The organism is Modestobacter sp. I12A-02662 (genome assembly GCF_041028325.1).
Taxonomy (GTDB): Bacteria; Actinomycetota; Actinomycetes; order Mycobacteriales; family Geodermatophilaceae; genus Modestobacter.
The window spans coordinates 217,827-243,511 of the sequence record NZ_JABGDE010000009.1 but is presented as its reverse complement, the minus strand read 5'-3'; the positions used below and the strand labels follow the sequence as shown (position 1 = coordinate 243,511).

Sequence of the window (25,685 nt, the reverse complement as noted above, 5' to 3'; positions counted from 1 at the left end):
GCGGTTCCCGGCCCGCCACACGATCCCGGCGGGCCGGGAACACGACCCGACGGCGTGCGGTTGCACGGGCCGTGAGCAGCACAGTCCCCGGCACGCGGCCCCGCCCCGCGCGGAGTTCCGGGCCCTCCCGTCGTCCCCCCGGCCGACCCGGTGCCCCACGGTTAGGATCGGCCGAGGTGGTGGCCCGCTCCCGGGCCCCGCAGAGAGGACGGTCGGTGCCTGAGGAGCCTGCGGTCGACAGCACCGCCACGGGGACGGACGTCGCCGGCACGCTCGAGACCCCCGAGGCCCGTGCCGACGGCAGCCGTAGCGAGCTCGCCGAGACGCGAGCGGCCCGCGACGCCCGGTTCGAGCGCGACGCGTTGCCCTTCCTGGACCAGCTCTACCCGGCGGCGCTGCGGATGACCCGCAACCCCGCCGACGCCGAGGACCTGGTGCAGGAGACGTTCGTCAAGGCATACTCCGCGTTCCACCAGTTCGCCGAGGGCACGAACCTCAAGGCCTGGCTGTACCGGATCCTCACGAACACCTACATCAACAGCTACCGCAAGAAGCAGCGGCAGCCGCAGCAGTACCCCACCGACCAGGTGCAGGACTGGCAGCTGTACGCGGCGGAGGAGCACACCTCCAGCGGGCTGCGCTCGGCGGAGATCGAGGCGCTGGACCACCTGCCCGACTCCGACATCAAGGACGCCCTCCAGCAGCTGCCGGAGGACTTCCGGCTGGCGGTCTACCTCGCCGACGTCGAGGGCTTCGCCTACAAGGAGATCGCCGAGATCATGGGCACGCCCATCGGCACGGTGATGTCCCGCCTGCACCGCGGTCGCCGCGGACTGCAGAAGCTGTTGGCCGACTACGCCCGCGAGCGCGGCTTCGTCCGCGCCGGAGCCGCTGAGGAGGCACGCTCGTGATCGACGCTGCTCACGACGACGGCCACATCACCTCGTGCGACGACGTGCTGTCGCACGTCTTCGAGTTCCTCGACCACGAGACCGACGACGCCCGGCGCGCGGTCATCGCCGAGCACCTCGAGGACTGCTCCCCCTGCCTGCGGCAGTTCGGGATCGAGCAGGAGTTCAAGGCGCTGGTCCGCCGGCGCTGCGGGGGCGACGCGCCGCCGCCCGGGCTGCGGGACCGGATCAAGGTCCAGCTGACCAGCGTCACCTTCGAGGAGGACGGCACCCAGGTCAGCGTCGAGCGGGCCAGCGTGGAGACCATCGCCGAGGAGCGCCCCTCCTAGGAGGCCCCCTGCCCCCCACCCGCTCGCACGCTCGCGTGCGGGACCCTGCAGGGGGGCCGGGGGTGCCCTGCTAGGCGTTGGGGCGCTTGCCGTGGTTGGCGGCGTTCTTCTTGCGGCCGCGCCGCTTGCGTCCACGCTTGGACATGCCGGCCTCCTCTCGAGACGTGCCGGACCCGTGTGGCCCGGAGTGGTGAACGGGGCCGGTCGGGGGGTGCAGACCTCCCGGGTACCGGCCAAGCTGACACGGCAAGGGTCTCACGGGACGGTGACCGGCCGTGCGCAGGTGCGGTGACCGGTCCCGTCGACGCGGACGACACCGGCGCGAGCCGGGGACGAGGGGACGACGTGGTCCTGACGGTGGCGGACAGCGTGCTGGTCGCCGGACGTGGGCCGATGGCCTGCGCGGTGATCCGGGCGTGCTCCCGGCTCGGCGTGAAGTCGGTCGCCGTCTACTCCGAGGCCGAGCGGGACGCCCGGCACGTGCGGCTCGCCGACGAGGCGGTCCTGCTGGGCCCGGCGCCGGCCACCGAGTCCTACCTCGACGCCGACCGGATGGTGGAGGCCGCCCGCCGGACCCAGGTGGAGGCGGTGCTCCCGGTCCCGCCCGCGCTGGCCGGCAACGCGCGGCTGGCCGCCACGGTCGTGGACGCCGGGCTCACCTGGGTCGGGCCGGACGCCGAGGTGCTGGAGCGGCTGGGCGGCGACGGCGTCGAGCCCGCGAGCGAGCGGGGCTTCCTCGCCTGGGTCACGGCCGAGGGACTGCACCACGTCACGCCGGTGCTCCGGGACCGCGCGGGCGGCACCCCCCGGGTGTCCTGGACCCCGGCCTCCGGGCTCGGTCCGCTGCCGGCGGCCGCCCGGCGGCTGCCGGAGCTGGGCTGGCGGGGGCTGGTCACCGTGGGCATCGACCCCGACGGCGAGCTCGCCGAGGTGGCCGCCGGCTTCTCCCTGGACATGGCGGTCCTCGAGCGCTCGCACGGCGTGGACGCCGTCGAGCTGGCCCTGTGCAGCGCGGGTGACCGGCCGTCCGGGTCGGTGCCGGTGGACGGCGCTCGCGGTCGCCCGGCGGTCACCGTCCAGCTGCGTTCCACCCTGCCCCCCGGCACCGCCGGCCGGATCACCGGCCGGCTGCCCGACGTCGCTCCGCAGCGCGGCGGCGACGCGGTCGCGGTGAGCGGCTACGACCCGGGGGACCGGCTCGACGGCTGGTACGACGCGCTGCTGGCCACGGTCAGCGCCTCGGGCCCCGACCTGGCCACCGCGGCCCGCGCCGCGTCCGCGGTGCTCACCGGCCTGCCGGAGACCGGGGTGCCGCACGACGGGACGGCCGTCTGCGGCGTGCTGCAGCGGCTGGCCGGCACGCTGGTGCCCGACCCGTCCTGACGTCCCGCGCGGGTCCGGACCCGGCCGGTGGACGTGCTTTCATGAGCACGCCGTCGGCTCCGGCGGTCCCGTCGATGAGGAGGAGCGCCGGTGGCGGTGCAGGAGATCCACGCCGAGATGGTCTCCAGCGTCTGGAAGGTCCTGGTGAGCCCGGGCAGCGAGGTCGCGGCGGGCGACACCCTGGTGATCCTCGAGTCGATGAAGATGGAGATCCCGGTGCTCACCGAGCACGCCGGCCGCGTCGGGGAGCTCCACGTGGTCGAGGGTGAGGTCCTGCAGGAGGGCGACCTCATCGCCACCGTCGTCGATGGTTGATGGCCCTGGTGCAGGGTCCCGCCGCGAGCCTGCGAGTGGCGGGGGGCAGCAGGGTCCTTCATCTAGGCTCCGGCTCACGATGAGCAGCCTGTCCGACCGTCTGACCCGCGGGTCCGCGTCGAGCCCCTCCCAGGTGGACCACGCCCGGCGGTTGGTGGCCGACTGGCAGCTGCTCGCGGACCTGGCCTTCGCCGACCTCACGCTGTGGGTCCCCCTCCAGGACGGCGCCTGGTGGTGCGTCGCGCAGGTCCGCCCGCTGACCGCGCCGACCAGCCAGCCCGAGGACCTCATCGGAGCCGAGGTCAGCGGTGCGGCCGCCGAGCAGCTCGCGCAGGCGCACCGCGAGGGCCGGCCGGTCACCGAGGGCGACCCCGACTGGTCGGGGGCCAACCCCCGCCGCCGGGAGGTCATCCCGGTGCGGCACGACGGTGTCGTGGTGGCCGTGCTCGCCAAGGACACCAACCTTGCCGCGACCCGGGCCCCCTCGACGCTCGAGCTCACCTACCTCGACATCGCCGCGGACCTCTCGCTCATGGTCGCCGCGGGCACCTTCCCGCCGCGGATGCTCGAGGACGCCGAGATGAGCCCGCGGGTGGGGGACGGGCTGGTGCGGCTGGACGCGGCCGGGCGGGCCGTCTACGCCAGCCCCAACGCGCTGTCGGCCTACCGGCGGATGGGCGTGGTCGGCGACGTGGTCGGCTCGGACCTGGCCGCGGTCACCCGCCGGGTGTCCGCGGACCGGGTCGCGGGCGAGGCGGTGGCGGCAAGCATCGCGGCGGCGGTGGCCGGGCGGTTCCCCGATCCGATGGACGTCGAGAACGAGGCCGCCACGATGCTGGTCCGGGCGCTGCCGCTGCAGGCGCCGGGCGCGGAGGAGGGCGCGCTGGTCCTGGTCCGCGACGTCACCGACGTCCGCCGCCGGGACCGCGCGCTGATGACCAAGGACGCGACGATCCGGGAGATCCACCACCGGGTGAAGAACAACCTGCAGACCGTCGCCGCGCTGCTGCGGCTGCAGGCCCGCCGGATGACCGAGCCGGCGGCGCGCGCGGCGCTGGAGGAGTCGGTGCGCCGGGTGGCCTCGATCGCCGTCGTGCACGAGACGCTGGCCGGCAGCCGGGAGGACGTGGTCGAGGTGGACGACGTCCTCGACCAGGTGCTGCCCATGCTCGGCGACGTGACGTCCGTGGGGCCGGCCGCGCGGATCAAGCGGGTGGGCAGCATCGGCGAGCTGCCCGCGGCGGCGGCCACGCCGCTGGTCATGGCGGTCACCGAGCTGCTGCACAACGCCGCGGTGCACGCGTTCGACGCGGGGGCGCCGGGCACGATCGTGCTGGCCGCGGAACGCGACGGCCACGACCTGGTGGTGCACGTGCGGGACGACGGGCGGGGGCTGCCCGTGGGCTTCGACCCGGCCGCGAGCACGGGTCTGGGCCTGCAGATCGTCCGCACGCTGGTGACCACCGAGCTGTGCGGGGCCCTCGAGATGGGGCCGCCCGGGGACGGCGGCCCGGGGACGGAGGCGGTGCTCACCCTGCCCGGCGCCGGGCGACTGCGGCGATGACACAGCAAGGGCCGCTCCCGAGGGAGCGGCCCTTGTGCGATGGCCCTGGTGGAGCGGGGCCCTTCCTCTTCTTCAGGCGGTGTGCACCCGGGTGCGAGCGGTGCGGCGCTTGAGGGCGCGGCGCTCGTCCTCGGAGAGTCCACCCCAGACGCCGGAGTCCTGGCCTGAGCTCAGCGCCCACTCCAGGCACGACTGCGTCACCGGGCAACGCCGGCACACCGCCTTGGCCTGCTCGATCTGGACGACGGCGGGGCCCGTCGTCCCGATCGGGAAGAAGAGCTCCGGGTCCTCGTCCCGGCAGAGGGCGCGGTGGCGCCAGTCCATGGCCGTGTACTCCTCGATCTCGTATCGCGTCATCGGTCATCGGTCCGCAGGACCGCACACATCGAGGCCCGCACGCTGGATCTTCAGCGCGTCGACCGGCGACCGCCTGCTTGTTACCAGCAGGTTGCTGCTTGTGATGCTTTCACGAGTCGCCGGGCTGTCAAGCACACTTCTGGCTCTTCGGGGCCCTCGTGAGGAAGCTCACCACGGTACCGCGACCCCCGCCACTCGTCGGCACCGGGACCGTGACGTGCGACGCGGGACGCCGGTCGCCGGGCCGGTCACACGACGACGCGCAGCGCCTCCGGGATCGAGCGCACCCGCAGGCCGGTGGTCGTGCCGAGGTGGTCGCCGTCGAGCTGCCAGCCCTGCGGCCGGACCGAGGTGAGCGTCGCCTCCGGCAGGTCGTGCCAGCGGTGCACGCCGCGGCCGCGGGCGTCCGGGCGGGCAGCCATCGTCTGCCGCACGTGGTGCAGCATCCGGGCCACGCCCACCCGCCCCATCGCGAACACGTCCAGGCCGGTGTCGAAGGACGCCTCCGGGCTCGGGTTGACCGGCCGGGCGCCCAGGTACGTCCACGGGCTGACGTTCGACAGCAGGGCGAGGAACAACCCGTCGACAGGCGGCTCGCCGGGCACCTCGAGGGTCATCGGTGGGCGGCGCCGGTCCGCGCCCAGCACGAAGGCGTTGACCCCGGAGCGGACGTAGAGCGAACCGGAGGAGCGGCGTCCCTTCGCGCGCAGCGCCTCCACCCGGGCGATGACGTCCGCGTCGAACCCCATGCCGGCGGCGAAGACGAACCAGCGGCGCTCGGTCCAGTCGTCCGTCGTGCGCGCGGCGCCGGACGCCACCGGCCCCGCGGCCGGATCGTCGGCGTCCTCGGGCGGGTGCGTGCGTGCCGACGCGGTGCCCAGCGACACCAGCCGGGACCGGTCGGCGCGCAGCGCGTCGAGGATCTCGCTGGTCGCCTCGACCGGGTCGCGGGACAGGCCCAGGGCGCGGGCGAAGACGTTGGTCGAGCCGCCGGGGACGACGGCGAGCATCGGCACGCCGGGCCCGGGGCCACCGGAGAGCAGGCCGTTGACCGCCTCGTTCACGGTGCCGTCCCCACCGAGGGTCACGACGACGTCGACGCCGTCACCGGCCGCCTCGGCGGCCAGCTCGCGGGCGTGCCCGCGGTGCGCGGTCTCGACCACGTCCACCTTGAGCTCGCTGGACAGCGCCCGGACCAGGACGTTCCGCACCCCGCGGGTGGTCGTGGTCGCCGCCGGGTTCGCCACCAGCAGCGCACGCATGGGGTCAACATAGCCAGCTCCGCCGCCCGGCCCAGCAGGCGGACGGCCCGGCACGCCGTCTGGCGTAGCCTCGGCGCCGTGTCAGGCCAGGTGGGAGACGGTGGGCCCGCGCGTCGGCGGCCGCGCGCGGAGCGGCTGCTGGGCGGTGCGGCCGAGCCGTCGGCACCGCGGCCCGAGCGGCCGGTCACCGAAGCGCCGCCGGCGTTGCGGCGGGCCGCGCTCGTGGTCGGCGTTCAGGCGCTCGCGCTGGGCGTGGTCGCCGTCGTGCTGCTGTTCCTGACCCTGACCAGCTCGCCGGACAGCGTCGGGCGGGCGCTGGCCGAGGTCGTCTACGTGGGGCTCGCGGCCGGGCTGCTCGGCGCCGCCGCGGTGGGGCTGTGGCGCGTCAAGGGCTGGGCCCGCGCGCCGGTCATCGCCCTGCAGCTGCTGCTGGCGGTGCTGGGGTACACGCTCGCCTTCGAGGCCGATCTGCCGCTGCTGGGGGTCCCGGTCCTCGCCCTGGTCGGGATCGAGCTCTACCTGCTCGCCACCCCCGAGGCCCGGCTGGCCTACCTCGACCGCTGACCCGGACGGCGCGGGCACCGACCTGGCCTGCGGGGACTGTCGTACCCGGGGGCTGGCTCCGGGGTGTGTTCGGAGGCGGTGGGTACCGGGTTCGGTGACGGTCGCGCCGGTCCGTGACCTGCCTGCCGGGGACGAGGCACCGCTGCCGGCGGGCGTGGTGCGGCGGCGGTCGCGGTTGCTCCCCGCCCCACCCTCGAGGACTGCTCCACCGACGTGCCCGCCGCGACGGTGGACGGGGCGCCGATAACCGCCGCGCAGCTCCGGACGCTCCTGGAACAACTGGACGCGCTGCGCCCCGGTGGGCTGCAGGCCCCGACCGGCGGCCGCCTGCAGGTGGCGCTCACCGACCCGGTCACCGGCGCGCTGCGGGCGGTGGTGACCGGGCGGAGCTGACGGGCTGGCCCGCCGCGGCTGCCGGTCGCACCCGGTGGGGACCTGTGGGTGTGTGGTGCTGGACCGGCCGCCGCCGATCGACCGTCATGAACCGACCCCGGCGCAGCGCCGCTTCGTCCGGGCCCGGGACCGCACCTGCCGGCACCCCGGCCGTCGCCGCCCGGCCGCACGCACCGACCTCGACCACGTCGACCCCGCACGGCGCCGGAGGGGGACCAGCTGCGAGAACCTGTGCTGCCTGTGCCGCCGGCACCACCGGCTGAAGACCCACGCCCGCGGCTGGCGCCACCGGATGAACCCCGCCGGCACGCTCACCGTCACGACGCCGTCCGGGATCACCCGCAGCACCCGCCCCCCCGGTTCGGCCCCCGTGCAGGGTCCCGCCGCGAGCTTGCGAGCGGCGCGGGCACGGGGGTCCTTCATCCCCCCTTCTGAGCCAGGGAGAGGGGACAGGGAGACGAGTCCGCACGTCGACACGTCGACTGGTCGACGTGCGGACACGAGGCGGGTGCTGGGCCTGCTGGGAGCCGGGGGACGGGGCTCAGGCACGATCGAGCGTGCCCGCGTCCCCGAGCCAGGAGAACCGCATGATCACCCGCGCCGACGTCGAGGCGGCCGCACGGCGCACCGCCGGGCAGGTCCGCCGCACGCCGCTGCTGCAGGGCGACCCCGACGACCCCGCCGGGTGGTTCAAGCTCGAGTACCTGCAGCACACCGGCACCTTCAAGGCCCGTGGCGCGGTGAACCGCATCCTCGGGGCGCAGGAGCGCGGCGAGCTGGACCCGGCGGTCGGCGTCGTCGTCGCCTCCGGGGGCAACGCGGGCATGGCCAACGCCTGGGCCGCCGCGGCGCTCGGCGTCCCGGCCACCGTCTTCGTGCCGACGACCGCGCCCGCCGTCAAGGTCCAGCGCCTGCGCGGCTACGGCGCCACGGTCGTGCAGACCGGCAGCGAGTACGCCCTCGCCTACGCCGCCGCGGTCGAGCGCGCCGCCGAGACCGGCGCCGTGTACTGCCACGCCTACGACCAGCCGGAGATCGCCGCGGGGGCCGGCACGCTCGGCCTGGAACTCCTCGAGGACCTCGACGGTCGGGTCGACACGGTGCTCGTGGCGGTCGGCGGGGGCGGGCTCATGGCCGGGGTGGCCGCCGCCGTCGAGGGCGTCGCCCGGGTGGTCGCGGTGGAGCCGGCCGGGGCGCCCACGTTGCACGCCGCGGTGCAGGCCGGCGCACCGGTCGACGTGCCGGTCTCCGGGATCGCCGCCGACTCGCTGGGTGCCCGCCGGATCGGTGACATCGGCTGGTCGGTCGCCGGTCGCACCGGCGTCGTCCCCGTGCTCGTCGAGGACGACGACCTGGTCGCCGCCCGCCGCCGGCTGTGGGCCGACCACCGCATCGCCGTCGAGCACGGCGCCGCGGCGGCGTTCGCGGCCCTCACCGCGGGCGCCTACGTCCCTGAGCCCGGTGAGCGGGTCGTCGTCGTCCTCTGCGGGGCCAACACCGACCCGGCCGACCTCCACTGAGCCCCTGGTGGTGACTCAGACGAGTTCGATGACCTCGGCGATCGAGGGCAGCACCCGGCCGGGGCGGAACGGGAAGCGGGCCACGTCCTCGGCCCCGGTGGAACCGGTGAGCACCAGGATGGTGTCCAGGCCCGCCTCGATGCCGGCGACGACGTCGGTGTCCATCCGGTCGCCGATCATCGTGGTCGACTCCGAGTGCGCCTCGATCCGGTTCATCGCGCTGCGGAACATCATCGGGTTGGGCTTGCCGACGAAGTACGGCTCCGCGCCGGTCGCCTTGGTGATCATGGCGGCGACCGAGCCGGTCGCCGGCAGCGGCCCCTCGGGGGACGGGCCGGTGACGTCGGGGTTGGTCGCGATGAACCGCGCGCCGGCCCCGACCAGCCGGATCGCCCGGGTGATCGCCTCGAACGAGTAGGTGCGGGTCTCGCCGAGCACCACGTAGTCGGGGTCGGTGTCGGTGAGCGTGTAGCCGGCCTCGTACAGCGCCGTGGTCAGCCCAGCCTCACCGATGACGTACGCCGACCCGCCGGGCAGCTGGGAGGACAGGAAGTCCGCCGTCGCCAGGGCCGAGGTCCAGATCGACTGCTCCGGCACGCTCAACCCCGACCGGGCCAGCCGGGCGGCGAGGTCCCGCGGGGTGAAGATGGAGTTGTTGGTGAGCACCAGGAACCGGCGCTGCCGGTCCACCAGCCGCTGCAGGAACTCCGCGGCACCGGGCAGGGCGTTGCCCTCGTGCACGAGCACGCCGTCCATGTCGGTCAACCAGCACTGGGACTCCGCACGCTCGGTCGTCACCCGTCGGCTCCTCGTCTGTCGGGTCGGGTGGGATCTGTCAGGTGGCACGGCGGCGACCGCTCAGCGGAGCGCGCCGGCGAACCGGCCGAGCGCGTCCCCGGTGAGCCGGAAGACCGTCCAGTCCTCCATCGGCACGGCACCCGCGGCTCTGTAGAAGTCGATCGACGGGGTGTTCCAGTCCAGCACCACCCACTCCAGCCGCGAGTAGCCGCGCTCCACGCACAGCTCTGCCAGCGTGCGCAGCAGCTGCCGGCCGAGGCCGGTGCCGCGGTGCCCGGGGCTGACGTAGAGGTCCTCCAGGTGGACCCCGTGCGTACCGCGCCAGGTGGAGAAGTTGAGGAACCACAGCGCCAGGCCGACGACCTCGTCGGTCCCGTCGGCGACCGCCACGTGGCCGAACAGCGCCGGCTGCTCCGCGAACAGCGCCGCGGACAGCTGGTCCTCGGTCATCAGCGCCTCGTGCTCGGCCTTCTCGTAGGCGGCCAGCTCGCGGACCAGCCGGACCATCGCCGGGACGTCCTCCGGCCGCACCTGCCGCACGCGGCCCGGTCCGCTCACGACAGCGTCTCCTTCAGTCGTGCCGGCACCAGCCGGCCCAGCGGGGACAGCACGGGCATCACCAGCGGCGAGAACAGGTAGCCGTAGGCGAGCAGGCAGACGGTCACCACCGGCACGGTGATCATCCCGACCACGACGAGCACCGCGGCGACGACGAGGCCGTAGGGCTTGCCGCTCTTCGGGCTGACCAGCGACCGGAAGGACCGCCACCGCACGGTGCTGACCATCAGCAGCCCGGGGACGACGACGACCAGCAGCACCCACAGCCGGTCGCGTCCCTGCATCACGTCGGCGAAGGCGTACACGCTGGCCAGCACCACCCCCGCGGCCCCGGGACTGGGCAGCCCGGTGAAGTACCGCTTGTCCGCGGTCGGGTCGATGGTGGTGTTGAACCGCGCCAGCCGGATCGCCGCGCACGCCACCCACAGGAAGCAGGCCAGCCAGCCGAGCGGGTCCCACTGGTCGCGGCCGTCGGAGAACAGCGCGAACACCACCAGCGACGGCGCCAGCCCGAAGGACACCAGGTCGGCCAGCGAGTCGAACTGCAGCCCGAACGGGGAGACCGCACCGACCAGCCGGGCCACCGCGCCGTCGGCGATGTCGAAGACCACCGACAGCCCCACCAGGAGGCAGGCCAGCCGGTACTCCCCGCGGAAGGAGACCAGGATCGCGCCGAACCCGCACATCATGTTGGCGAGGGTGAACAGGCTCGGCAGCGACGACCGCGCGCGCCGCCGTCCACCGCGCACCGACCCCCGGACGAACTCGACGGTGGTCGTACGTCTCCCGGGCATGCCCGGCCCTCCTCAGCTGGGCCGGGACCAGCGGGCGATGACGGTCTCGCCGCCGCGCACCCGCTGTCCCTGCGTGACCGTGACGGTGCAGTCGCGGGGCACGAAGACGTCCATCCGCGACCCGAACTTCATCAGGCCGATGCGCTGGCCGGTGACCACCTCGTCGCCCTCGCGCACCCGGGTGACGATCCGCCGGGCCAGCACCCCGACGATCTGCCGGAAGACGACGGTGCGGTCGCCGTCGCTCACCCACAGCTCGCTGCGCTCGTTGCGGTGCGCGCTCTCCTTGCGGTAGGCGGCCAGGAAGCTGCCCGGCCGGTAGCCGGCGGAGGTCACCCGCCCCCGGTACGGCGAGCGGTTGACGTGCACGTCGACGACGGAGAGGAAGACGCTGACCTGCTGCCAGTCGCCCTCGGGGGCGACGTCCTCCTGCGGCTCCCCGGCCACCATCACCACACCGTCGGCGGGGGAGAGGACCTCGTCCGGGTCCGGCGCCGTGGTGTCGCAGCGGCGGTCGGGATCCCGGAAGAAGACCGCCATGTAGGCGCCCAACGCCAGGAAGGGCCAGGCGGCCCGCCGGGTCCAGCGGGAACCGGTGCCCCGGCCCGCGGCCACGGACACGGCCGCGGAGGCGAGAGGCACGGCGAGGAAAGGCCACCCGGCCCGGTCGATGCGCATCGTGGCCAAACGGTACCGGGAGCCCCTCCGCCGCACCGCCGCATCCGTGACCACAGCTCGCCCCCGCGCGATCGGCGGGCAGGTCCGCTGGTCACAGGCGTGCGGCGGGACGCCCCACGAGCGCGTCACCTTCTGTAACGTCCGCCGTCACCCGTCCGTCACCCTCCGGACGGGAACGATCGGAGGAGGTGAGGGTGTGCAGGACGTCGATCTCGCGCGGCCCATGACGGGCCGGAGCGTCACCCGGGCACTGGGGGTCCTCTCCCTGGTGCTGGCGGCGCTGAGCCTGGGGCTGCCCAACATCGCGCCGGGTGTGGAGTTCCTCTCCGCCGACGAGTCACCGGTCCGCCGCTTCTTCGGGGTCTCCCAGGAGATGGGTCTGTGGGCCTTCCTCAGCGTCGGCATCTTCCTGGCCGGGGCGGCCGGCCACGCGTTGGCGGCGGTGCTCGCCCGGTCGCACGACCGCCGGCTGTCGCTCGCGTTCGCCGCGACGTCCGTCGTGCTGCTGCTGTTCGGCTTCGACGACTTCGCGGCCCTGCACGAGCGGCTCGCGGGCGTGGGTGACCAGCTGGGGTCCAGCCTGTCGGTCCAGCTGCGCTACGCGTGGGTGCTGCCCGGCCTGGTGCTGGCGGCCTTCTGCTGCTGGTGCTTCTGGAACCTCATGACCCGGCTGTCCGGGCCCCCGCGGGCCGACCTGCTCCTCGGGCTGGCGTTGTTCTTCAGCGGCGCGCTGGGCATGGAGACGCTCAACGGGGTGCTGGACGCCCCAGGCACGAACGGCTGGCCGCTGCAGGTGGGCACCCACCTGGAGGAGGTCCTGGAGAACTTCGGCGCGATCCTGCTGCTGCGCGCGGCGTTGCGGGCGCTGGTCGTCACCGGCCCCACGCCGCTGGTCGTCCGGTTCGCCACCGAGACCCTGCGGTCGGGGCGGCGCGAGGGTCGCCCTGCGGACCAGCGGGCGGCGCGGCAGGAGATGTTTCGCGAGGAGGCGGCGCGGCAGGAGGCGGCGCGGCAGGAGGGGCGGCGCGAGGAGACCCTGCGGCAGGACGCGGCTCGGCGGGAGAGCTAGACCGGAACGCGACGGCGCCCAGCGACGGAGACCGTCGCCGGGCGCCGCCCCGGTCCTTCGTCAGGCCGCGGCCTTCGTCTCCCAGAAGATCCGGTCGATCTCCGCGATGTAGTCCAGCAGCTTCTGACCCTCGGCCGGGTCCATGCTGCCCTTGCCGCCGGCGGCGCCGGCCTGCTTGGTGGCCTTGTTGAACAGCTCGTGCAGCTGCGGGTACTTCTCGAAGTGCGGGGGCTTGAAGTAGTCGGTCCACAGCACCCACAGGTGGTGCTTCACCAGGTCGGACCGGTGCTCCTTGATGAGCACCGCGCGCATCTTGAAGACCTCGTCGTCGCTGGCCTGGTACTTCTCCTGGATGGCCTTGACCGATTCGGCTTCGATCCGGGCCTGGGCCGGGTCGTACACGCCGCAGGGGAGGTCGCAGTGCGCGGTGGCCTCCACGGCGGAGAACATGCGGAACAGACGCATGAGGGTGCCTCCGGGGATCGTGGGGAACGTTCGTCTGCGACCCTACTCGCGGTGATCAGCGCGAACACGTCCAGCGGCCCGCCGCCGCAGCCCGCCGGCCTGCCCACACGCTGGGCGCTGGCCCGGGTCACCGGCCCGTCCATGTCCCCGACCGTCCGGCACGGGGACCGGCTGCTGGTCCGCCGGGTCGGCCGGCGCACGCGCGTGCACCCCGGGGACGTCGTGCTGGCCCGGTTCCCCGCGCGCCCGGAGCTGCTGGTGGTCAAGCGCGTGCGCCGCGCCGTGCCGGGCGGGCACTGGGTCGAGGGGGACAACCCGCTGGTCGCCGACGACAGCCGCGCGTTCGGGCCGGCCGTCGTGGTCGGCCGGGTCGTCGGGCGACTCCGGCCACGCCCCGGCCGGTTGCCGGCCGCCCCACCGCGGGACTGAGCCGGCGCCGGGGGTCAGCTGCGGGCGTCGAACTGGTGCAGCAGCGGGTCGAGCAGCTCGCGCGCCCCGGTGTTGAGGTACAGGAACGCAACCGCGGCAGCGAGGAACAGCGGTGCCAGGACGGCCTTCTCCAGCGTCGTCCCGGTGCGCAGGTGGATCGGCGCCAGCCGGCTGCGGCGCACCAGCCAGAACAGCGGGACCGGGACGCCCTCCTTGGTCAGGAAGTCGCCGGCGATGTGGGTGAGGGTCCCGAGGACGACGGCCAGCGGCAGCCACAGCGGGCTGGGGCTGTGCTCGAGCAGCAGCCACGCGGCGCCCCACGAGAGCACCAGGTTGCCGATCACGGTGTTCTCCGCCCGGCCCGGGATGACGAAGTGCAGGGCCCGCAGAGCCAGGCCCACGGCGAGCGCGAGCACCAGCAGGCTGGACCAGTACGCCCAGCTGGCGGCGTAGGCCAGCAGGCCGAAGACCAGCGGCCCGAGGACGGCGTCGTGCGTGCCCCACCGGTGCCCGCGCGCGGCCGTGCCGACCACCCCGGCGGGGGCGTCGGTGAGCGGTCCCCACATCCGGGCGATCGTGGAGCCTGACTGGTCCAGGTCCGGCAGCATCGCGAACCCGCCGACCGCGGCGACCCAGGCGACCTGCGCGACCGGGCCCTCGACGGGCACCCACGGGAGCGAGGCGGCCCCGGTCGCGAGCCCCGACAGCGCATGCGAGTGACCGAGCACCTACGCAGGGTGCAGCCGCAGCCTCAGCCCGTGCGGGAGGCGCGCGGAACGGCACGGCTGGAACGGCCGCCCGTCAGGGTCCCGCGCCGAGCTCGCGAGGCGTGGGGGGAGGGTGGTCCTCCGTCATTCGTCCGCGTCGTCGTCCGTGCCGCCGCGGGCCAGCCAGGTGGCCAGCCGCTCGACCGGCACCTCGAAGTCGGGGTGCTCGTCGACGAAGGCCTGCAGCTGGTCGGCCAGCCAGGCGAGGGTGACCTCCTCCTCGCCCCGCCGGCCGGCCAGCTCCTCGATGCCGCGGTCAGTGAAGTACACGACCGCAGCCGATCGGTGTGGAGTGCACGCCCCGCCTCCGGGCTCAGTCGGCGAACGCGCGGGCGACGAGCGCGCGCTGCTCCACCTCGTGCACCTTCGCCGAGCCCACCGCCGGGCTCGCCGACGCCTTGCGGGAGACCCGCCGCAGCGCCCGGCCCGCGGGCAGGTGCTCGGGCAGGTTGCAGGCCATGAACTGCCAGGCCCCCATGTTGGCCGGCTCCTCCTGCACCCAGACGACGTCCTGCGCGTTCGGGTAGCGCTCGAGCGCGGCCGCGATCTCCTCGGCCGGCAGCGGGTAGAGCTGCTCGACCCGCAGCAGGGCGGTGTCGGTCCGCCCCTCGACCTCCCGCTGGGAGAGCAGCTCGTAGCTGACCTTCCCGCTGCACAGCAGGACCCGGCGGACCGCCGAGGCGTCCAGCGGCTCCCCGCCGACCCCCGGGTCGGCCAGGACCGGGTGGAAGCCGTCGTCGGTGAAGTCGGCCACCGCGCTGACCGCGGCCTTGGCCCGCAGCAGCGACTTGGGGGTGAACACCACCAGCGGGCGGTGCACATCCGACAGCGCCTGGCGGCGGAGCAGGTGGAAGTAGTTCGCCGGGGTCGAGCAGTTGGCGACGGTCATGTTGTTCTCCGCCGACAGCTGCAGGAAGCGCTCGATCCGGCCGCTGGAGTGGTCCGGACCCTGCCCCTCGAGCCCGTGCGGCAGCAGCAGGACGACGCCGGAGCGCTGTCCCCACTTGGCCTCACCGGAGCAGATGAACTCGTCGATCACCATCTGCGCGCCGTCGACGAAGTCGCCGAACTGGGCCTCCCACAGCACCAGGGCCTTCGGGTTGGCCACCGAGTAGCCGTACTCGAAGCCCAGCGCCGCGTACTCCGACAGCAGCGAGTCGTAGACGAAGAACTTCCCCTGGTCCTCGGACAGGTGCGCGAGCGGCGTGTGCTCCCGGCCGGTCTCCCGGTCGATGAGCACCGAGTGCCGCTGGACGAACGTGCCCCGGCGGGAGTCCTGGCCGGCCAGCCGCACCGGGACGCCCTGCATGAGCAGCGACCCGAACGCGGTGAGCTCGCCCATCGCCCAGTCGATGCCGCCCTCGCTGGCCATCGCCGCCCGCCGCTCCAGCAGCCGCTGCAGCTTCGGGTGGACGGTGAAGTCCGTGGGCAGGGAGACGTGCGCGTCGCCGATCGCCTTGAGCACCTCGAGCGGGATCGCCGTCTGCACCTCCGACTGCTGCGGGGTGCGCGGGTCCATGACCGGCCGGGCCTCGGAGGAGTCCTGCGCGTCGTGCGTCTCGGCGAACGCCCGCTCCAGCTGGCCGCGGTAGTCCTTCAGCGCCTCCTCGGCCTCCTGCAGCGTGATGTCGCCGCGGCCGACCAGCGCCTCGGTGTACAGCTTCCGGACCGAGCGCTTGCGGTCGATGATGTCGTACATCAGCGGCTGGGTCATCGACGGGTCGTCGCCCTCGTTGTGGCCGCGCCGGCGGTAGCAGACCATGTCGATGACGACGTCCTTCTTGAACGTCTGCCGGTAGTCGATCGCCAGCCGGGCCACCCGCACGCAGGCCTCGGGGTCGTCGCCGTTCACGTGGAAGACCGGCGCGCCGATCATCCGCGCGACGTCGGTCGAGTAGAGGCTCGAGCGGGCCGCCGCCGGGCTGGTGGTGAAGCCGACCTGGTTGTTGATGACCACGTGCACGGTGCCGCCGGTGCGGTAGCCGCGCAGCTGGGAGAGGTTCAGCGTCTCCTGCACCACGCCCTGACCGGCGAACGCGGAGTCGCCGTGCAGCAGGACGGGCAGCACGGTGAAGCCGCCCTCGCCCTTGTCGATCATGTCCTGCTTGGCCCGGACGATGCCCTCGAGCACCGGGTTGACCGTCTCGAGGTGGCTGGGGTTGCTGGCCAGCGAGACCTCGATCGACCGGCCCTCGTGCTCGAAGGTGCCCTGGGCCCCGAGGTGGTACTTCACGTCGCCGGAGCCCTGCACGGTGCCCGGGTCGATGTTGCCCTCGAACTCGCCGAAGATCTTCGAGTAGCTCTTGCCGAGCACGTTGGCCAGCACGTTGAGCCGGCCGCGGTGCGCCATCCCGATCGCGACCTCGTCGAGGTCGTGGTCGACGGAGGCCGTGAGCACCTCGTCGAGCAGCGGGATGACGGACTCGCCGCCCTCGAGGCTGAACCGCTTCTGCCCCACGTACTTGGTCTGCAGGAACGTCTCGAACGCCTCGGCGGCGTTCAGCCGGGCCAGGACCCGCTTCTGCTGCTCACGGGTGGGCTGGTCGTGCTTGACCTCGATGCGCTCCTGGAGCCACTGCCGCTCCTCGGGGTCGGTGATGTGCATGTACTCGATGCCGACCGTGCGGCAGTACGACTGGCGGAGCACGCCGAGGATGTCGCGCAGCTTCATGACCCGCTCGCCGGCGAACCCGCCGACCGGGAACTCCCGGTCGAGGTCCCACAGGGTCAGCCCGTGCTGGACGATGTCCAGGTCCGGGTGGGTGCGTGCCCGGAACTCCAGCGGGTCGGTGTCCGCCATCAGGTGGCCGTTGCGCCGGTAGGCCTCGATGACCTCGATGACCCGGGCGTTCTTGTCGATCTGGCCCTCGTGGCTGACCCGCTTGTCCGGCACCCAGCGCACCGGCTCGTAGGGCACCCGCAGCGAGCGGAAGACCTCGTCGTAGAAACCGTCCTCGCCCAGCAGCAGCTGGTGCATGCGGCGCAGGAAGTCGCCGGACTCCGCGCCCTGGATGACCCGGTGGTCGTAGGTCGACGTCAGCGTGATGATCTTCGAGACGGCCATCTCGGCCAGCGCCTCGGGGCTCATCCCCTGGAACTCGGCCGGGTAGTCCATGGCCCCGACGCCGACGATCGTGCCCTGGTTGGTGGTCAGCCGCGGCACCGAGTGGTTGGTGCCGATCGTGCCCGGGTTGGTGAGGCTGATCGTCGTCCCGGAGAAGTCGTCCATGGTGAGCTTGCCGCCCCGGGCCCGCCGGATGATGTCCTCGTAGGCACCCCAGAACTCGGCGAAGTCCATCTCCTCGGCGCCCTTGATCGAGGCGACGACGAGCGAGCGGGAGCCGTCGGCCTTGGGCAGGTCGATGGCCAGGCCGAAGTTCACGTGCTCCGGCTGCACCAGGGTCGGCTTGCCGTCGACCTCGGCGAAGGCGCTGTTCATGTTCGGGAAGTCGTCCAGCGCCCGGACCAGCGCGTAGCCGATCAGGTGGGTGAAGGAGACCTTCCCGCCGCGCGCGCGGGCGAGGTGGTTGTTGATGACGATCCGGTTGTCGACCAGCAGCTTGGCCGGCACGGCCCGGACGCTGGTGGCCGTGGGGACCGTCAGCGAGGCGTTCATGTTCTTGACGACGCTGGCCGCGGCACCGCGGAGCGGGGTCCGCTTCGGGCCGCCACCGTCGCTGCCGGCCGGCGTGCCGTTGCCCGGCTTGGGGGCGGGCTTGGCCGGTGCGGCCTTCACCTGCTGGGAGGCCCGCTCGGCTGCGCGGTCGATGACGGTGCCCTCGGACCGGGGGTCGACGGGGGTGGCCCGGGAGGGCTGCTCCTGGGTGCCGGGCGGGACCGCGGGGCTGGCCGGCCGGGCGGCCGACGCGGCGGCGTCCGCGGGCGCGGGGTTGGTCGTCCGGCTCGCCGCGGAGGCGGCGGGCTGGGCCGCCGGCCGCGCGGCGGCCGTCGCCGGCTCTGCCGCCGCGGCCGGCTCGTCGTCGTCGTCATCGGCGGTGGCGGAGGACGACGCGGTGGCCTGGCCGGCGCGGTCCTGCCCGTCGGCGACCGGGCTGCCCGGCCGGTAGTCGGCGAAGAACTCGTGCCAGGCCTGGTCGACGCTCTGCGGATCGGCGAGGTACTGCTGGTACATCTCCTCGACGAGCCACTCGTTCGTGCCGAATCCGGCCACGGGGCTGCTTCCGTTGGAGGGCTGGGATGAGCTCGCGCTTGCCACGGGGTGAGTGCCTTCTTCGTCGGGGGACGTCGTTGGACCGGGTGCCGACTCTACGCCGCAGCCCTCTGCGCTGGCCGGTCCGACGGACGGCGGGGCACGTGTCCCGGCTCACCGGGCCCTCCGGCGCCGGCCGGCCCGCTCAGCCGCTGGCCCCCGCGGCGACCAGCACCTCGACCAGGGTCTCGGACACCGGGTCCCGGCCGGGGGACGCCGCCCGGCGGCGGGCACCGGCGACCCGGGCGATGTCCAGCGCGCTCGCGCCGTCCTGGGTCACCGCGTCCACGTCCGCGCCGGCGCCCAGCAGCAGCCGCACCATCGCGAGCACCTGCTCGTCGGGGGCGGAGGCGACCGCGGAGTGCAGCGGGGTCCGCCCGGTGGCGGGGTCCCGGACGTCGACCGCCGCACCCGCCCCGAGCAGCCGGTGGACCACCGGGGCCGAGCCGGCCGCGGCCGCGACGTGCAGCGCCGCGCCGGGGTGCGCGCCCCGGGTGAGCAGCAGGTCCACCGCCTCGGTCGCCCCGCCGCAGGCGGCCCAGCTGAGCAGGTCGACGTCGGTCGACGGGTCGGTCAGCGGCGCCCCGCCGTCCAGGGCCGTGGCCAGCTGCTCCGCGTCGTCCAGGAACGCCGCGCTCGCCGCGTCGACGGGGGCGCCGAGCTCGCGCAGCACGGCGACCAGCTCGGGGGCGTGCTCGAGGGCCAGGTGCAGCGGGCTGCGTCCGCCGTCGGTGCGGGCGGCGGGGTCGGCGCCGGCCTCGACCAGCAGCCGGACGAGCGCGTCGGAGCGCGCGAGGACCGCCTGGTGCAGCGGCGTCCAGCCGCCGTCCCCGTCGCGCTCCACCACCTCGGCGAGCAGCCGTGGCTGCGCGGTGACCGCCGCGCGCACCGCCTCGGCGTCCCCGTCCGCGACGAGACGGGCCAGCCTCGTCGCGGTCATCCGGGGGGTCGACGGATCAGCGGTCATCGGCGCTCCTCGGGAGGTCGGTGGCGGGGGGCTCCGGGAGCGTCAGACGACGTCCCGGCGTACGGCGAAGGCAGTGCCCAGGACGGCGGCGAGCAACCCGTAGCCGAGCAGCACGAGGGCCCCCTGCCACGCCTGGAGCAGGTCGGGCCCCTGCGAGGTGGCCGTCATCGCCTCCAGCGCGCCGCCCGGCATCCACTTGTACGCCGGGGCCGTCGCCGGGATCGAGCGGATCACCGGCTCGACGACGAAGAGGTACACCGGCGCGCCGACGATCGCGCCGACCTGGTTGCGCAGCAGCGCGCCGACCCCCACGCCGATGATCGCGTAGACGACGATCGCCAGCCCGGAGCGGAGCAGGACCTCCATGTTGCCGGCGGTCCAGGACAGCTCGCCGCCGCGGGCGCCGCCGTGGAGGACGACGACCAGCAGCGTGACGGCCACCACCGCGAGGGCGAAGGGGACGGCGGCGACGGCGTACGCGGCGAGCTTGGCCACCACCACCCGGCCCCGCCGCGGGGAGGCCAGGAAGGTGGGCGTCGCCGTCCGGTGCCGGTACTCCTGGGTCGTCCCGATGATGCCCAGGATGAGCGACAGCCCGACGACGTCGGCTCCGGTGGCCAGGGCCAGCTGCTCGTACCGGCTGCTGTCGACCGGGGGCAGGCCGCTCTGCGGGTCGCCGGCGAAGGCGGTGAGCAGCGCGGTGGACCCGGCGGCCAGCGCGCACGCGGCCACCAGGAGCCCGAGCCACACCCGGGTGGTCAGCAGCTTCGTCCACTCGGACCGGACCAGCCGGATCACCGGGTCGCCCCCTGCTCGCCCGCGCCGGCCTCGGCGGCGGCGAACTGCTCCTGGCCCGCGGTGAGCTGGAAGTAGACCTCCTCGAGCCCGCTGGTGCGGGACCGCAGCTCGTGCAGCCCGATGCCGGCCGCGAACGCCCGCCGGCCCACCGCGTCCGTGGACAGCCCGGTGACGGTGAGGGCGTCCGTGCCGGTGGCCTCGGCGGTCGTCCCGCCGGCGCGCAGGACCTCGGCGAGCTGCGCGGCCCGCGGGCTGCGGACGAACACCGTCCCGACGTCCGCGCCGCGCGCAGCTCGGCCACCGAGCCCTGCTGGACCAGCCGGCCGGCGCCGACGATGACCACCCGGTCGACGGTCTGCTCGACCTCGGACAGCAGGTGGCTGGAGACCAGGACCGTGCGGCCCTGCTCGTGGGCCAGGTGGCGCAGGAAGCCGCGCAGCCACTGGATGCCCTCGGGGTCCAGGCCGTTCGCCGGCTCGTCGAGCACGAGGACGGCGGGGTCGCCGAGCAGCGCGGTGGCCAGGCCCAGCCGCTGGCGCATGCCCAGGGAGTGGCCACCGGCCTTGCGGTCGGCGGCCGGGGTGAGCCCCACCTGGTCGAGCACCACGTCGGCGCGGGAGACCGGCAGCCCGGCGGCGCGGCAGTAGACCCGCAGGTGGTTGCGCCCGGTGCGGGCCGGGTGGAACGCCGTCTCCAGCACGGCGCCGACCCGGCGCAGCGGGTCGGCGAGCCGTGCGTAGGGCGTGCCGTCGAACGTCGTCGTCCCGGTGTCGGGGATGACCAGGCCCAGCGCCGTGCGCAGCGTGGTCGTCTTCCCCGCACCGTTGGGGCCGAGGAACCCGGTCACCTGCCCGGGCTCGACGGTGAAGGTCAGGTCGTCCACCGCCCGCACGTGGCCGAAGGCCTCGTGAGGCCGCGCACCTCGACCCGCACCGGGTCGACCGCGTGCCCGGGGCCGCTGCTGATGACGTTCTCCTCCGTCGGGGTCCGCGGCGATCCAAGCGCACCGGCCGGCGACTGCCGGGAACCCGCGCCGTGACCCGCGGCACAGCGGTTCGGTAGCTTCGGCCGACGTGAGCACCTACCGGCCGGTGGTCGCCGCCACCGACGGAGCACGGGCGGACTGAGCCCTGGCGGGACCGGGACCCGGCGACACCGATCCCAGCGAAGCCCTCGAGCGCCTGCTGCTCGACGGGCCCCGTCGCTACACGCGCCGTGAGGTGACCGAGCTGGCGGGGATGCCACCGGAGCGCACCCGGCGGCTGTGGCGTGCGCTGGGCTTCGCCGACGTCCCCGACGAGGACCGGGCCTTCACCGACGCCGACGTCGCCGCGCTGGCCCGGCTGTCGGCGCTCATCGCCACCGGCTTCATCGACCCCGACACCGAGGCGTCGATCGTCCGCGCGATGGGCCAGTCGCTGTCCCGGCTGGCCGACTGGCAGACCGACATGTTCGCCGCCCTGCTCGCCGACCGGAGCGCCGAGGCGGTGGCCGACGTCGTCCGGCACGCCGAGGTGCTGCTGCCGCTGATGAGCGAGCTGCAGGACTACGTCTGGCGCCGCCACCTCGCCGCGAACGCCGGGCGGCTGAGGGCCGCGCCCGCCGGCGCGGTCGACCGCCGCCAGCTGGCCGTCGGCTTCGCCGACCTGGTCGGCTACACGACGCGTTCCCTGGGCATGGGCGGGCGCGCGCTCGGCGCGATGGTGGAGGACTTCGAGGGGCTGTCCGCCGACCTCGTCGCCCGGCACCGCGGCCGGGTGGTCAAGGCCGTCGGCGACGGGGTGCTGTTCACCGCCGGGGACCCGGTCGACGCGGTCGAGATCGCCCTGCGGCTGCCGGTCGAGTGGGCCGCCGCCGACGACCGGCCGCCGCTGCGCGTGGGGATGGCGTTCGGGGCGGTGCTCACCCGGCTCGGCGACGTCTACGCGCCGGTGGTGAACCTGGCCAGCCGGCTGACCGCGATCGCCCGGCCGGGCACCGTCCTGGTCGACGAGGAGCTCGCCCGGCAGCTGCGGGGGGTGGACGCCTACCGGGTGCGCCCGCTCAGCCGGGTCTCCGTCCGCGGCTACGACAACCTCCAGCCGTGGCTGGTCCGCCGGCGCACCGGCGGGGGCGCCGACGCCCTGGCGGCCCTGGAGGGCCTGCTCGACGAGATCGCCGACGACGTGCTGCGGCCGCGGGATCCTCCCGGGTCCGGCTGAGTCCTCGAACCCGCTGTCCTCGAACCCGCTGTCCTCGAGCCCGTTCGACCGCCCGGGGAGCCGGTCGGCACCATGGGCGGGTGTCCGCCACCCTGCTCGCCCGTGGTCTGGCCGCCGGCCACGGCGCCCGCGTCCTGTTCGCCGACCTCGACCTCGTGGTCGCCCCCGGGGACGTCGTCGGCCTGGTCGGGGTCAACGGCGCCGGCAAGTCGACCCTGCTCCGCACCCTGGCCGGCCTGCTGCCCGCCGAGTCCGGGGAGGTCGTGCTCTCGCCGCCGACCGCGACGGTCGGCTACCTGCCGCAGGAGGCGGACCGGCAGCCGGGGGAGACGGTCCTGGACCTGCTGGCCCGGCGGACCGGCGTGGCCGTGGCGCACGCCGCCCTCGACGCGGCCACCGAGGCGCTCACCGCCGGCGCCCCCGTTGCCGACGACGCCTACGCCGACGCGCTCGAGCGCTGGCTGGGCCTGGGCGGGGCGGACCTGACCGAGCGGGCGGCGGAGGCGCTCGCCGACGTCGCGCCCGGCGTGCCGCTCGAGGCGCCGACCACCGGCCTGTCCGGCGGCCAGGCGGCCCGGGTCGGGTTGGCCTCGCTGCTGCTGTCCCGCTACGACGTGCTGCTGCTCGACGAGCCCACCAACGACCTGGACCTCGCCGGGCTGGACCGGCTGGAGCGCTTCGTCGCCGGCCTCCGGGCCGGCGTGGTGGTGGTCAGCCACGACCGCGAGTTCCTCGCCCGCACGGTCACCCGGGTCGTGGAGCTGGACCTCGCCCAGCAGCTGGTCCGGGTGCACGACGGCGGCTACGACGCGTACCTGGCCGAGCGCGAGGTCGCCCGCCGGCACGCGCGCGAGGAGTACGAGGAGTACGCCGGCACCCGGGGTGAGCTGGAGGCCCGGGCCCGGATGCAGCGCAACTGGATGGCCAAGGGCATCCGCAACGCGGTGCGCAGCCAGCGGAGCGAGCCGGACAAGAACATCCGGGCGCACATGCGGGCGACGTCGGAGAAGCAGGCGGCCAAGGCCCGGCAGACCGAGCGGCGGATCGAGCGGCTGGACGTCGTCGAGGAGCCCCGCAAGGAGTGGGAGCTGCGGATGGAGATCGCCGCGGCCCCCCGGTCCGGGAACGTCGTGGCCACGCTGCGCGGCGCCGTCGTCCGTCGCGGTGGTTTCCAGCTCGGCCCGGTGGACCTGCAGGTCGACTGGGGCGACCGGGTCGCGATCACCGGGGCGAACGGCGCGGGCAAGAGCACGCTGCTCGCGGCGCTGCTGGGCCGGCTCCCGCTCGACGAGGGGGCCGCGTCGCTCGGGTCCGGCGTCCACCTCGGCGAGGTGGACCAGGCGCGTCAGGTGTTCCTGGGGGAGGAGCCGCTGGCGCGCGCGTTCGGCCGGGAGGTGCCGGACCGGCCGGACGCCGACGTCCGGACGCTGCTCGCCAAGTTCGGCCTGCGCGCCGACCACGTGCTGCGCCCCGCGGACACCCTCTCGCCCGGCGAGCGGACCCGGGCGGCGCTCGCCCTGCTGCAGGCCCGCGGGGTCAACGTGCTGGTCCTCGACGAGCCGACCAACCACCTGGACCTGGCGGCGATCGAGCAGCTGGAGCAGGCGCTGGCCGACTACCCGGGCACGCTGCTGCTGGTCACCCACGACCGCCGGATGCTCGAGGCGGTGCACACCACCCGTCGGTTCGAGGTGGCCGGGGGAGCGGTGACCGAGGCCTGACCGTCGTCAGGCCGCCTGGAACGAACGCCGGGACAGGCCGACGCCGTAGCCGTCGAGCGTCGTGACCACCGGCGCGGTGGGATCGGTCGCCGCCCCGAGGGTCACGAACAGCGGCGTGAAGTGCTCCACCGTGGGGTGTGCGTAGGGCATGCCCGGAGCGGCGGTGCGGTAGCGGGCGAGCTCGGCGACGTCGCCGCGGGCCAGCGCGTCGGCGGCCCAGGCGTCGAAGTCGGCCGACCAGCCGGGCACCCGGTTCTCGGTGAACATCTCCCGGGTGAGGAAGGGCAGGCCGTGGGTCATGTGGCCCGAGCCGACCACCAGCACCCCCTGCTCGCGCAGCGGCCGCAACCGCTCCCCGAGGGCGAGCAGCCGGTCCGGGTCCTCGGTGGGCAGGCTCAGCTGCAGGACCGGGACGTCGGCCGCCGGGTACATGATCTTCAGCGGCACCCAGGCGCCGTGGTCCAGCCCGCGGCGGTTGTGCTGGTGCACCTGCTCGGCGTCCGGCATGAGCCCGACCACCTGGCGCGCCAGCCCGCCGGCGTCGGGGGTGTCGTAGCGGAACGAGTGGTAGAGCGGGTCGAACCCGCCGAAGTCGTAGACCAGCTCGTCGGGCCGGTCGGCGCTGACCGACAGCGGCGCGGACTCCCAGTGCGCGGAGACGACCAGCACGGACTTCGGCTTCGGCAGGGCCCGGGCCCAGCCGTGGAGCGGGTCCAGCCACTCGCGGCTGGCGAAGGGCAGCGGCCCGCCGCCGTGGGACAGGTAGAGGCTGGGCAGCGGCCCGTCCTCCGGCGTCCAGGGCCGGTGCGGCTGCGCGGCCTCGAGGGCGGCAGTGCGCCGCAGGTGTGCGGCGAAGGGGTGCGTGCCCGGGATGCGGGCGTCGGCGGCCGCGGTCGTGGTGCTGCGGATGGGCGTGCTCATGGGGGACTCCTCGGCGGTGATCGCGGCGCGGGGTGGCGGGTCGCGTCGCGGGGTGGCGGGTTCCGCCGCCCCCGCGCCGGCTGGGCGTGCGGGGCGGCGGTCGTCAGGCGGCGACGGCGAACCCGCCGGTCCAGGCGATCTCCTCGCCGGCGGCCAGGGTGATCTGCAGGAAGCCGAGCGCCTCGAGCTCGCGGGCCCGGCGCAGCGAGCCGGCGTCGATCGCGCGCAGTCCGCCGGCGGTGACGATGCCGGCCAGCAGCGACTTGGCGTCGGCGTCGTCGCCGGCGATCAGCACGGTGGTCGGCTGCCCGCCGACGGTCCCGGACACCAGGGTGGCGGCGAAGGTGGTGTTGAACGCCTTGACGACCCGCGACCGGGGCAGTGCAGCGGCGATCTCGGCGGCCGCCGAGCCGTCGGCCGGGACGACCAGGGAGTCGAACGTCTCGAAGTCCAGCGGGTTGGTCAGGTCGACGACGACCTTGCCGGCCAGCTGGTCGCCGCGCTGGGCGATGACGTCGGCGACCGCGGGGTGGGGGACGGCCAGGACGACGACCTCGCCGGTGACAGGCGTGTCGGCGTCCCCGCGGCCGAGCAGCTCGACGGTGTTGCCGCCCTTGGTGACGACGCCGGCGATGGCCGGGCCCATGTTGCCGGTGCCGATGATGCTCACGTGCGCCACGACGGTGCTCCTGTCGTTGTGGTGATGGCTTC

General features: G+C 74.7%; 27 protein-coding genes and 1 pseudogene. 12 read left to right on the top strand and 16 right to left on the bottom strand.

Going from position 1 to position 25,685, the window contains the following annotated elements; translation table 11 throughout:
- The first annotated feature begins 215 nt into the window (after positions 1–215).
- From HL189_RS15410 to HL189_RS15390, 5 genes are all read left to right on the top strand, one after another.
- The gene (locus HL189_RS15410) at positions 216–911 is read left to right on the top strand and encodes a sigma-70 family RNA polymerase sigma factor (protein WP_369134582.1); all 696 of its coding nucleotides are present in this window, start codon (positions 216–218) and stop codon (positions 909–911) included.
- Positions 908–1,240, top strand: a complete 333-nt coding sequence (gene rsrA / locus HL189_RS15405) for a mycothiol system anti-sigma-R factor (protein ID WP_369134581.1) — start codon at positions 908–910, stop codon at positions 1,238–1,240. The genes HL189_RS15410 and rsrA overlap by 4 nt, the downstream gene beginning before the upstream one ends.
- A gap of 288 nt (positions 1,241–1,528) precedes the next feature.
- The gene (locus HL189_RS15400) at positions 1,529–2,623 is read left to right on the top strand and encodes a biotin carboxylase N-terminal domain-containing protein (RefSeq protein ID WP_369134580.1); all 1,095 of its coding nucleotides are present in this window, start codon (positions 1,529–1,531) and stop codon (positions 2,621–2,623) included.
- Between the two features lie 90 nt (positions 2,624–2,713).
- On the top strand, positions 2,714–2,938 hold the full coding sequence (locus HL189_RS15395) for a biotin/lipoyl-binding carrier protein (RefSeq protein ID WP_369134579.1): 225 nt from the start codon (positions 2,714–2,716) through the stop codon (positions 2,936–2,938).
- Positions 2,939–3,017: 79 nt separating this feature from the next.
- Positions 3,018–4,502, top strand: a complete 1,485-nt coding sequence (locus tag HL189_RS15390; RefSeq protein WP_369134578.1) for a sensor histidine kinase — start codon at positions 3,018–3,020, stop codon at positions 4,500–4,502.
- Positions 4,503–4,574: 72 nt separating this feature from the next.
- Here HL189_RS15390 and HL189_RS15385 read toward each other — a convergent pair whose 3' ends face one another.
- Together HL189_RS15385 and HL189_RS15380 are read right to left on the bottom strand one after the other, a co-directional pair.
- The gene (locus HL189_RS15385; protein ID WP_222266546.1) at positions 4,575–4,826 is read right to left on the bottom strand and encodes a WhiB family transcriptional regulator; all 252 of its coding nucleotides are present in this window, start codon (positions 4,824–4,826) and stop codon (positions 4,575–4,577) included.
- A 281-nt stretch (positions 4,827–5,107) separates the two neighbouring features.
- Positions 5,108–6,121, bottom strand: coding sequence for a diacylglycerol kinase family protein (locus HL189_RS15380; protein ID WP_369134577.1), 1,014 nt, complete (start codon positions 6,119–6,121; stop codon positions 5,108–5,110).
- Between the two features lie 78 nt (positions 6,122–6,199).
- Here HL189_RS15380 and HL189_RS15375 point away from each other — a divergent pair, with 78 nt between their 5' ends.
- From HL189_RS15375 to HL189_RS15365, 3 genes are all read left to right on the top strand, one after another.
- The gene (locus HL189_RS15375; protein ID WP_369134576.1) at positions 6,200–6,685 is read left to right on the top strand and encodes a hypothetical protein; all 486 of its coding nucleotides are present in this window, start codon (positions 6,200–6,202) and stop codon (positions 6,683–6,685) included.
- A 213-nt stretch (positions 6,686–6,898) separates the two neighbouring features.
- A complete protein-coding gene (locus HL189_RS15370) occupies positions 6,899–7,078 on the top strand; it encodes a hypothetical protein (RefSeq protein WP_369134575.1) in 180 nt (59 codons plus the stop codon).
- A gap of 587 nt (positions 7,079–7,665) precedes the next feature.
- Positions 7,666–8,598, top strand: a complete 933-nt coding sequence (locus HL189_RS15365; RefSeq protein ID WP_369134574.1) for a threonine/serine dehydratase — start codon at positions 7,666–7,668, stop codon at positions 8,596–8,598.
- Positions 8,599–8,613: 15 nt separating this feature from the next.
- On the opposite strand, the gene HL189_RS15360 is transcribed toward HL189_RS15365, so the two are convergent.
- From HL189_RS15360 to HL189_RS15345, 4 genes are read right to left on the bottom strand one after another with little or no spacing between them, the layout of a single operon-like run.
- The gene (locus HL189_RS15360) at positions 8,614–9,396 is read right to left on the bottom strand and encodes an HAD-IIA family hydrolase (protein ID WP_369134573.1); all 783 of its coding nucleotides are present in this window, start codon (positions 9,394–9,396) and stop codon (positions 8,614–8,616) included.
- A 60-nt stretch (positions 9,397–9,456) separates the two neighbouring features.
- Positions 9,457–9,954, bottom strand: coding sequence for an N-acetyltransferase family protein (locus HL189_RS15355; protein ID WP_369134572.1), 498 nt, complete (start codon positions 9,952–9,954; stop codon positions 9,457–9,459).
- Positions 9,951–10,748 (bottom strand): CDP-diacylglycerol--serine O-phosphatidyltransferase, encoded by a 798-nt coding sequence (gene pssA / locus HL189_RS15350; protein WP_369134571.1) that lies wholly within the window; start codon positions 10,746–10,748, stop codon positions 9,951–9,953. The genes HL189_RS15355 and pssA overlap by 4 nt, the downstream gene beginning before the upstream one ends.
- A gap of 12 nt (positions 10,749–10,760) precedes the next feature.
- Positions 10,761–11,426: a phosphatidylserine decarboxylase gene (locus HL189_RS15345; RefSeq protein WP_369134570.1), complete on the bottom strand. Its 666-nt coding sequence runs from the start codon at positions 11,424–11,426 to the stop codon at positions 10,761–10,763.
- Positions 11,427–11,622: 196 nt separating this feature from the next.
- On the opposite strand from HL189_RS15345, the gene HL189_RS15340 reads away from it, so the two are divergent.
- The gene (locus HL189_RS15340) at positions 11,623–12,495 is read left to right on the top strand and encodes a hypothetical protein (protein ID WP_369134569.1); all 873 of its coding nucleotides are present in this window, start codon (positions 11,623–11,625) and stop codon (positions 12,493–12,495) included.
- Positions 12,496–12,555: 60 nt separating this feature from the next.
- Here HL189_RS15340 and sodN read toward each other — a convergent pair whose 3' ends face one another.
- On the bottom strand, positions 12,556–12,960 hold the full coding sequence (gene sodN, locus HL189_RS15335; protein ID WP_369134568.1) for a superoxide dismutase, Ni: 405 nt from the start codon (positions 12,958–12,960) through the stop codon (positions 12,556–12,558).
- 51 nt (positions 12,961–13,011) lie between these two features.
- Here sodN and sodX point away from each other — a divergent pair, with 51 nt between their 5' ends.
- Positions 13,012–13,389, top strand: a complete 378-nt coding sequence (gene sodX / locus HL189_RS15330; RefSeq protein ID WP_369134567.1) for a nickel-type superoxide dismutase maturation protease — start codon at positions 13,012–13,014, stop codon at positions 13,387–13,389.
- Positions 13,390–13,403: 14 nt separating this feature from the next.
- On the opposite strand, the gene HL189_RS15325 is transcribed toward sodX, so the two are convergent.
- The 7 genes and pseudogenes from HL189_RS15325 to HL189_RS15295 all read right to left on the bottom strand — a co-directional run.
- On the bottom strand, positions 13,404–14,117 hold the full coding sequence (locus HL189_RS15325; RefSeq protein WP_369134566.1) for a metal-dependent hydrolase: 714 nt from the start codon (positions 14,115–14,117) through the stop codon (positions 13,404–13,406).
- A gap of 123 nt (positions 14,118–14,240) precedes the next feature.
- Positions 14,241–14,426, bottom strand: coding sequence for a DUF6104 family protein (locus HL189_RS15320; RefSeq protein ID WP_369134565.1), 186 nt, complete (start codon positions 14,424–14,426; stop codon positions 14,241–14,243).
- A 43-nt stretch (positions 14,427–14,469) separates the two neighbouring features.
- Positions 14,470–18,327: a multifunctional oxoglutarate decarboxylase/oxoglutarate dehydrogenase thiamine pyrophosphate-binding subunit/dihydrolipoyllysine-residue succinyltransferase subunit gene (locus HL189_RS15315; RefSeq protein WP_369134564.1), complete on the bottom strand. Its 3,858-nt coding sequence runs from the start codon at positions 18,325–18,327 to the stop codon at positions 14,470–14,472.
- Between the two features lie 184 nt (positions 18,328–18,511).
- Positions 18,512–19,333, bottom strand: coding sequence for an ankyrin repeat domain-containing protein (locus HL189_RS15310; RefSeq protein WP_369134563.1), 822 nt, complete (start codon positions 19,331–19,333; stop codon positions 18,512–18,514).
- Between the two features lie 42 nt (positions 19,334–19,375).
- Positions 19,376–20,131 (bottom strand): ABC transporter permease, encoded by a 756-nt coding sequence (locus HL189_RS15305; protein WP_369134562.1) that lies wholly within the window; start codon positions 20,129–20,131, stop codon positions 19,376–19,378.
- On the bottom strand, positions 20,128–20,397 hold the full coding sequence (locus HL189_RS15300; protein WP_369134561.1) for a hypothetical protein: 270 nt from the start codon (positions 20,395–20,397) through the stop codon (positions 20,128–20,130). Before HL189_RS15300 ends, HL189_RS15305 begins: the two co-directional genes overlap by 4 nt.
- 161 nt (positions 20,398–20,558) lie before the next feature.
- A pseudogene (locus HL189_RS15295) lies at positions 20,559–20,978 on the bottom strand (ATP-binding cassette domain-containing protein); the annotation flags it as partial.
- Positions 20,979–21,261: 283 nt separating this feature from the next.
- Between HL189_RS15295 and HL189_RS15290 the strand changes: the two are divergent.
- On the top strand, positions 21,262–22,332 hold the full coding sequence (locus HL189_RS15290) for an adenylate/guanylate cyclase domain-containing protein (protein ID WP_369134606.1): 1,071 nt from the start codon (positions 21,262–21,264) through the stop codon (positions 22,330–22,332).
- Between the two features lie 80 nt (positions 22,333–22,412).
- Complete coding sequence (locus HL189_RS15285; protein WP_369134560.1) at positions 22,413–24,053, top strand: ABC-F family ATP-binding cassette domain-containing protein; 1,641 nt, start codon at positions 22,413–22,415, stop codon at positions 24,051–24,053.
- 6 nt (positions 24,054–24,059) lie between these two features.
- Here HL189_RS15285 and HL189_RS15280 read toward each other — a convergent pair whose 3' ends face one another.
- Both HL189_RS15280 and HL189_RS15275 read right to left on the bottom strand, forming a co-directional pair.
- A complete protein-coding gene (locus tag HL189_RS15280) occupies positions 24,060–24,974 on the bottom strand; it encodes a dioxygenase (protein ID WP_369134559.1) in 915 nt (304 codons plus the stop codon).
- Positions 24,975–25,077: 103 nt separating this feature from the next.
- Complete coding sequence (locus HL189_RS15275) at positions 25,078–25,653, bottom strand: NADPH-dependent F420 reductase (protein ID WP_369134558.1); 576 nt, start codon at positions 25,651–25,653, stop codon at positions 25,078–25,080.
- Positions 25,654–25,685: the final 32 nt, after the last annotated feature.

Excerpts from the sequence above, each read along its gene's own strand:
- HL189_RS15390 (WP_369134578.1), top strand. The coding sequence starts at position 3,018 with ATGAGCAGCCTGTCCGACCGTCTGACCCGCGGGTCCGCGTCGAGCCCC.
- HL189_RS15385 (WP_222266546.1), bottom strand. The coding sequence starts at position 4,826 with ATGGACTGGCGCCACCGCGCCCTCTGCCGGGACGAGGACCCGGAGCTC.
- HL189_RS15380 (WP_369134577.1), bottom strand. The coding sequence starts at position 6,121 with ATGCGTGCGCTGCTGGTGGCGAACCCGGCGGCGACCACGACCACCCGC.
- HL189_RS15365 (WP_369134574.1), top strand. The coding sequence starts at position 7,666 with ATGATCACCCGCGCCGACGTCGAGGCGGCCGCACGGCGCACCGCCGGG.
- pssA (WP_369134571.1), bottom strand. The coding sequence starts at position 10,748 with ATGCCCGGGAGACGTACGACCACCGTCGAGTTCGTCCGGGGGTCGGTG.
- HL189_RS15345 (WP_369134570.1), bottom strand. The coding sequence starts at position 11,426 with ATGCGCATCGACCGGGCCGGGTGGCCTTTCCTCGCCGTGCCTCTCGCC.
- sodN (WP_369134568.1), bottom strand. The coding sequence starts at position 12,960 with ATGCGTCTGTTCCGCATGTTCTCCGCCGTGGAGGCCACCGCGCACTGC.
- HL189_RS15310 (WP_369134563.1), bottom strand. The coding sequence starts at position 19,333 with ATGACCGCTGATCCGTCGACCCCCCGGATGACCGCGACGAGGCTGGCC.
- HL189_RS15280 (WP_369134559.1), bottom strand. The coding sequence starts at position 24,974 with ATGAGCACGCCCATCCGCAGCACCACGACCGCGGCCGCCGACGCCCGC.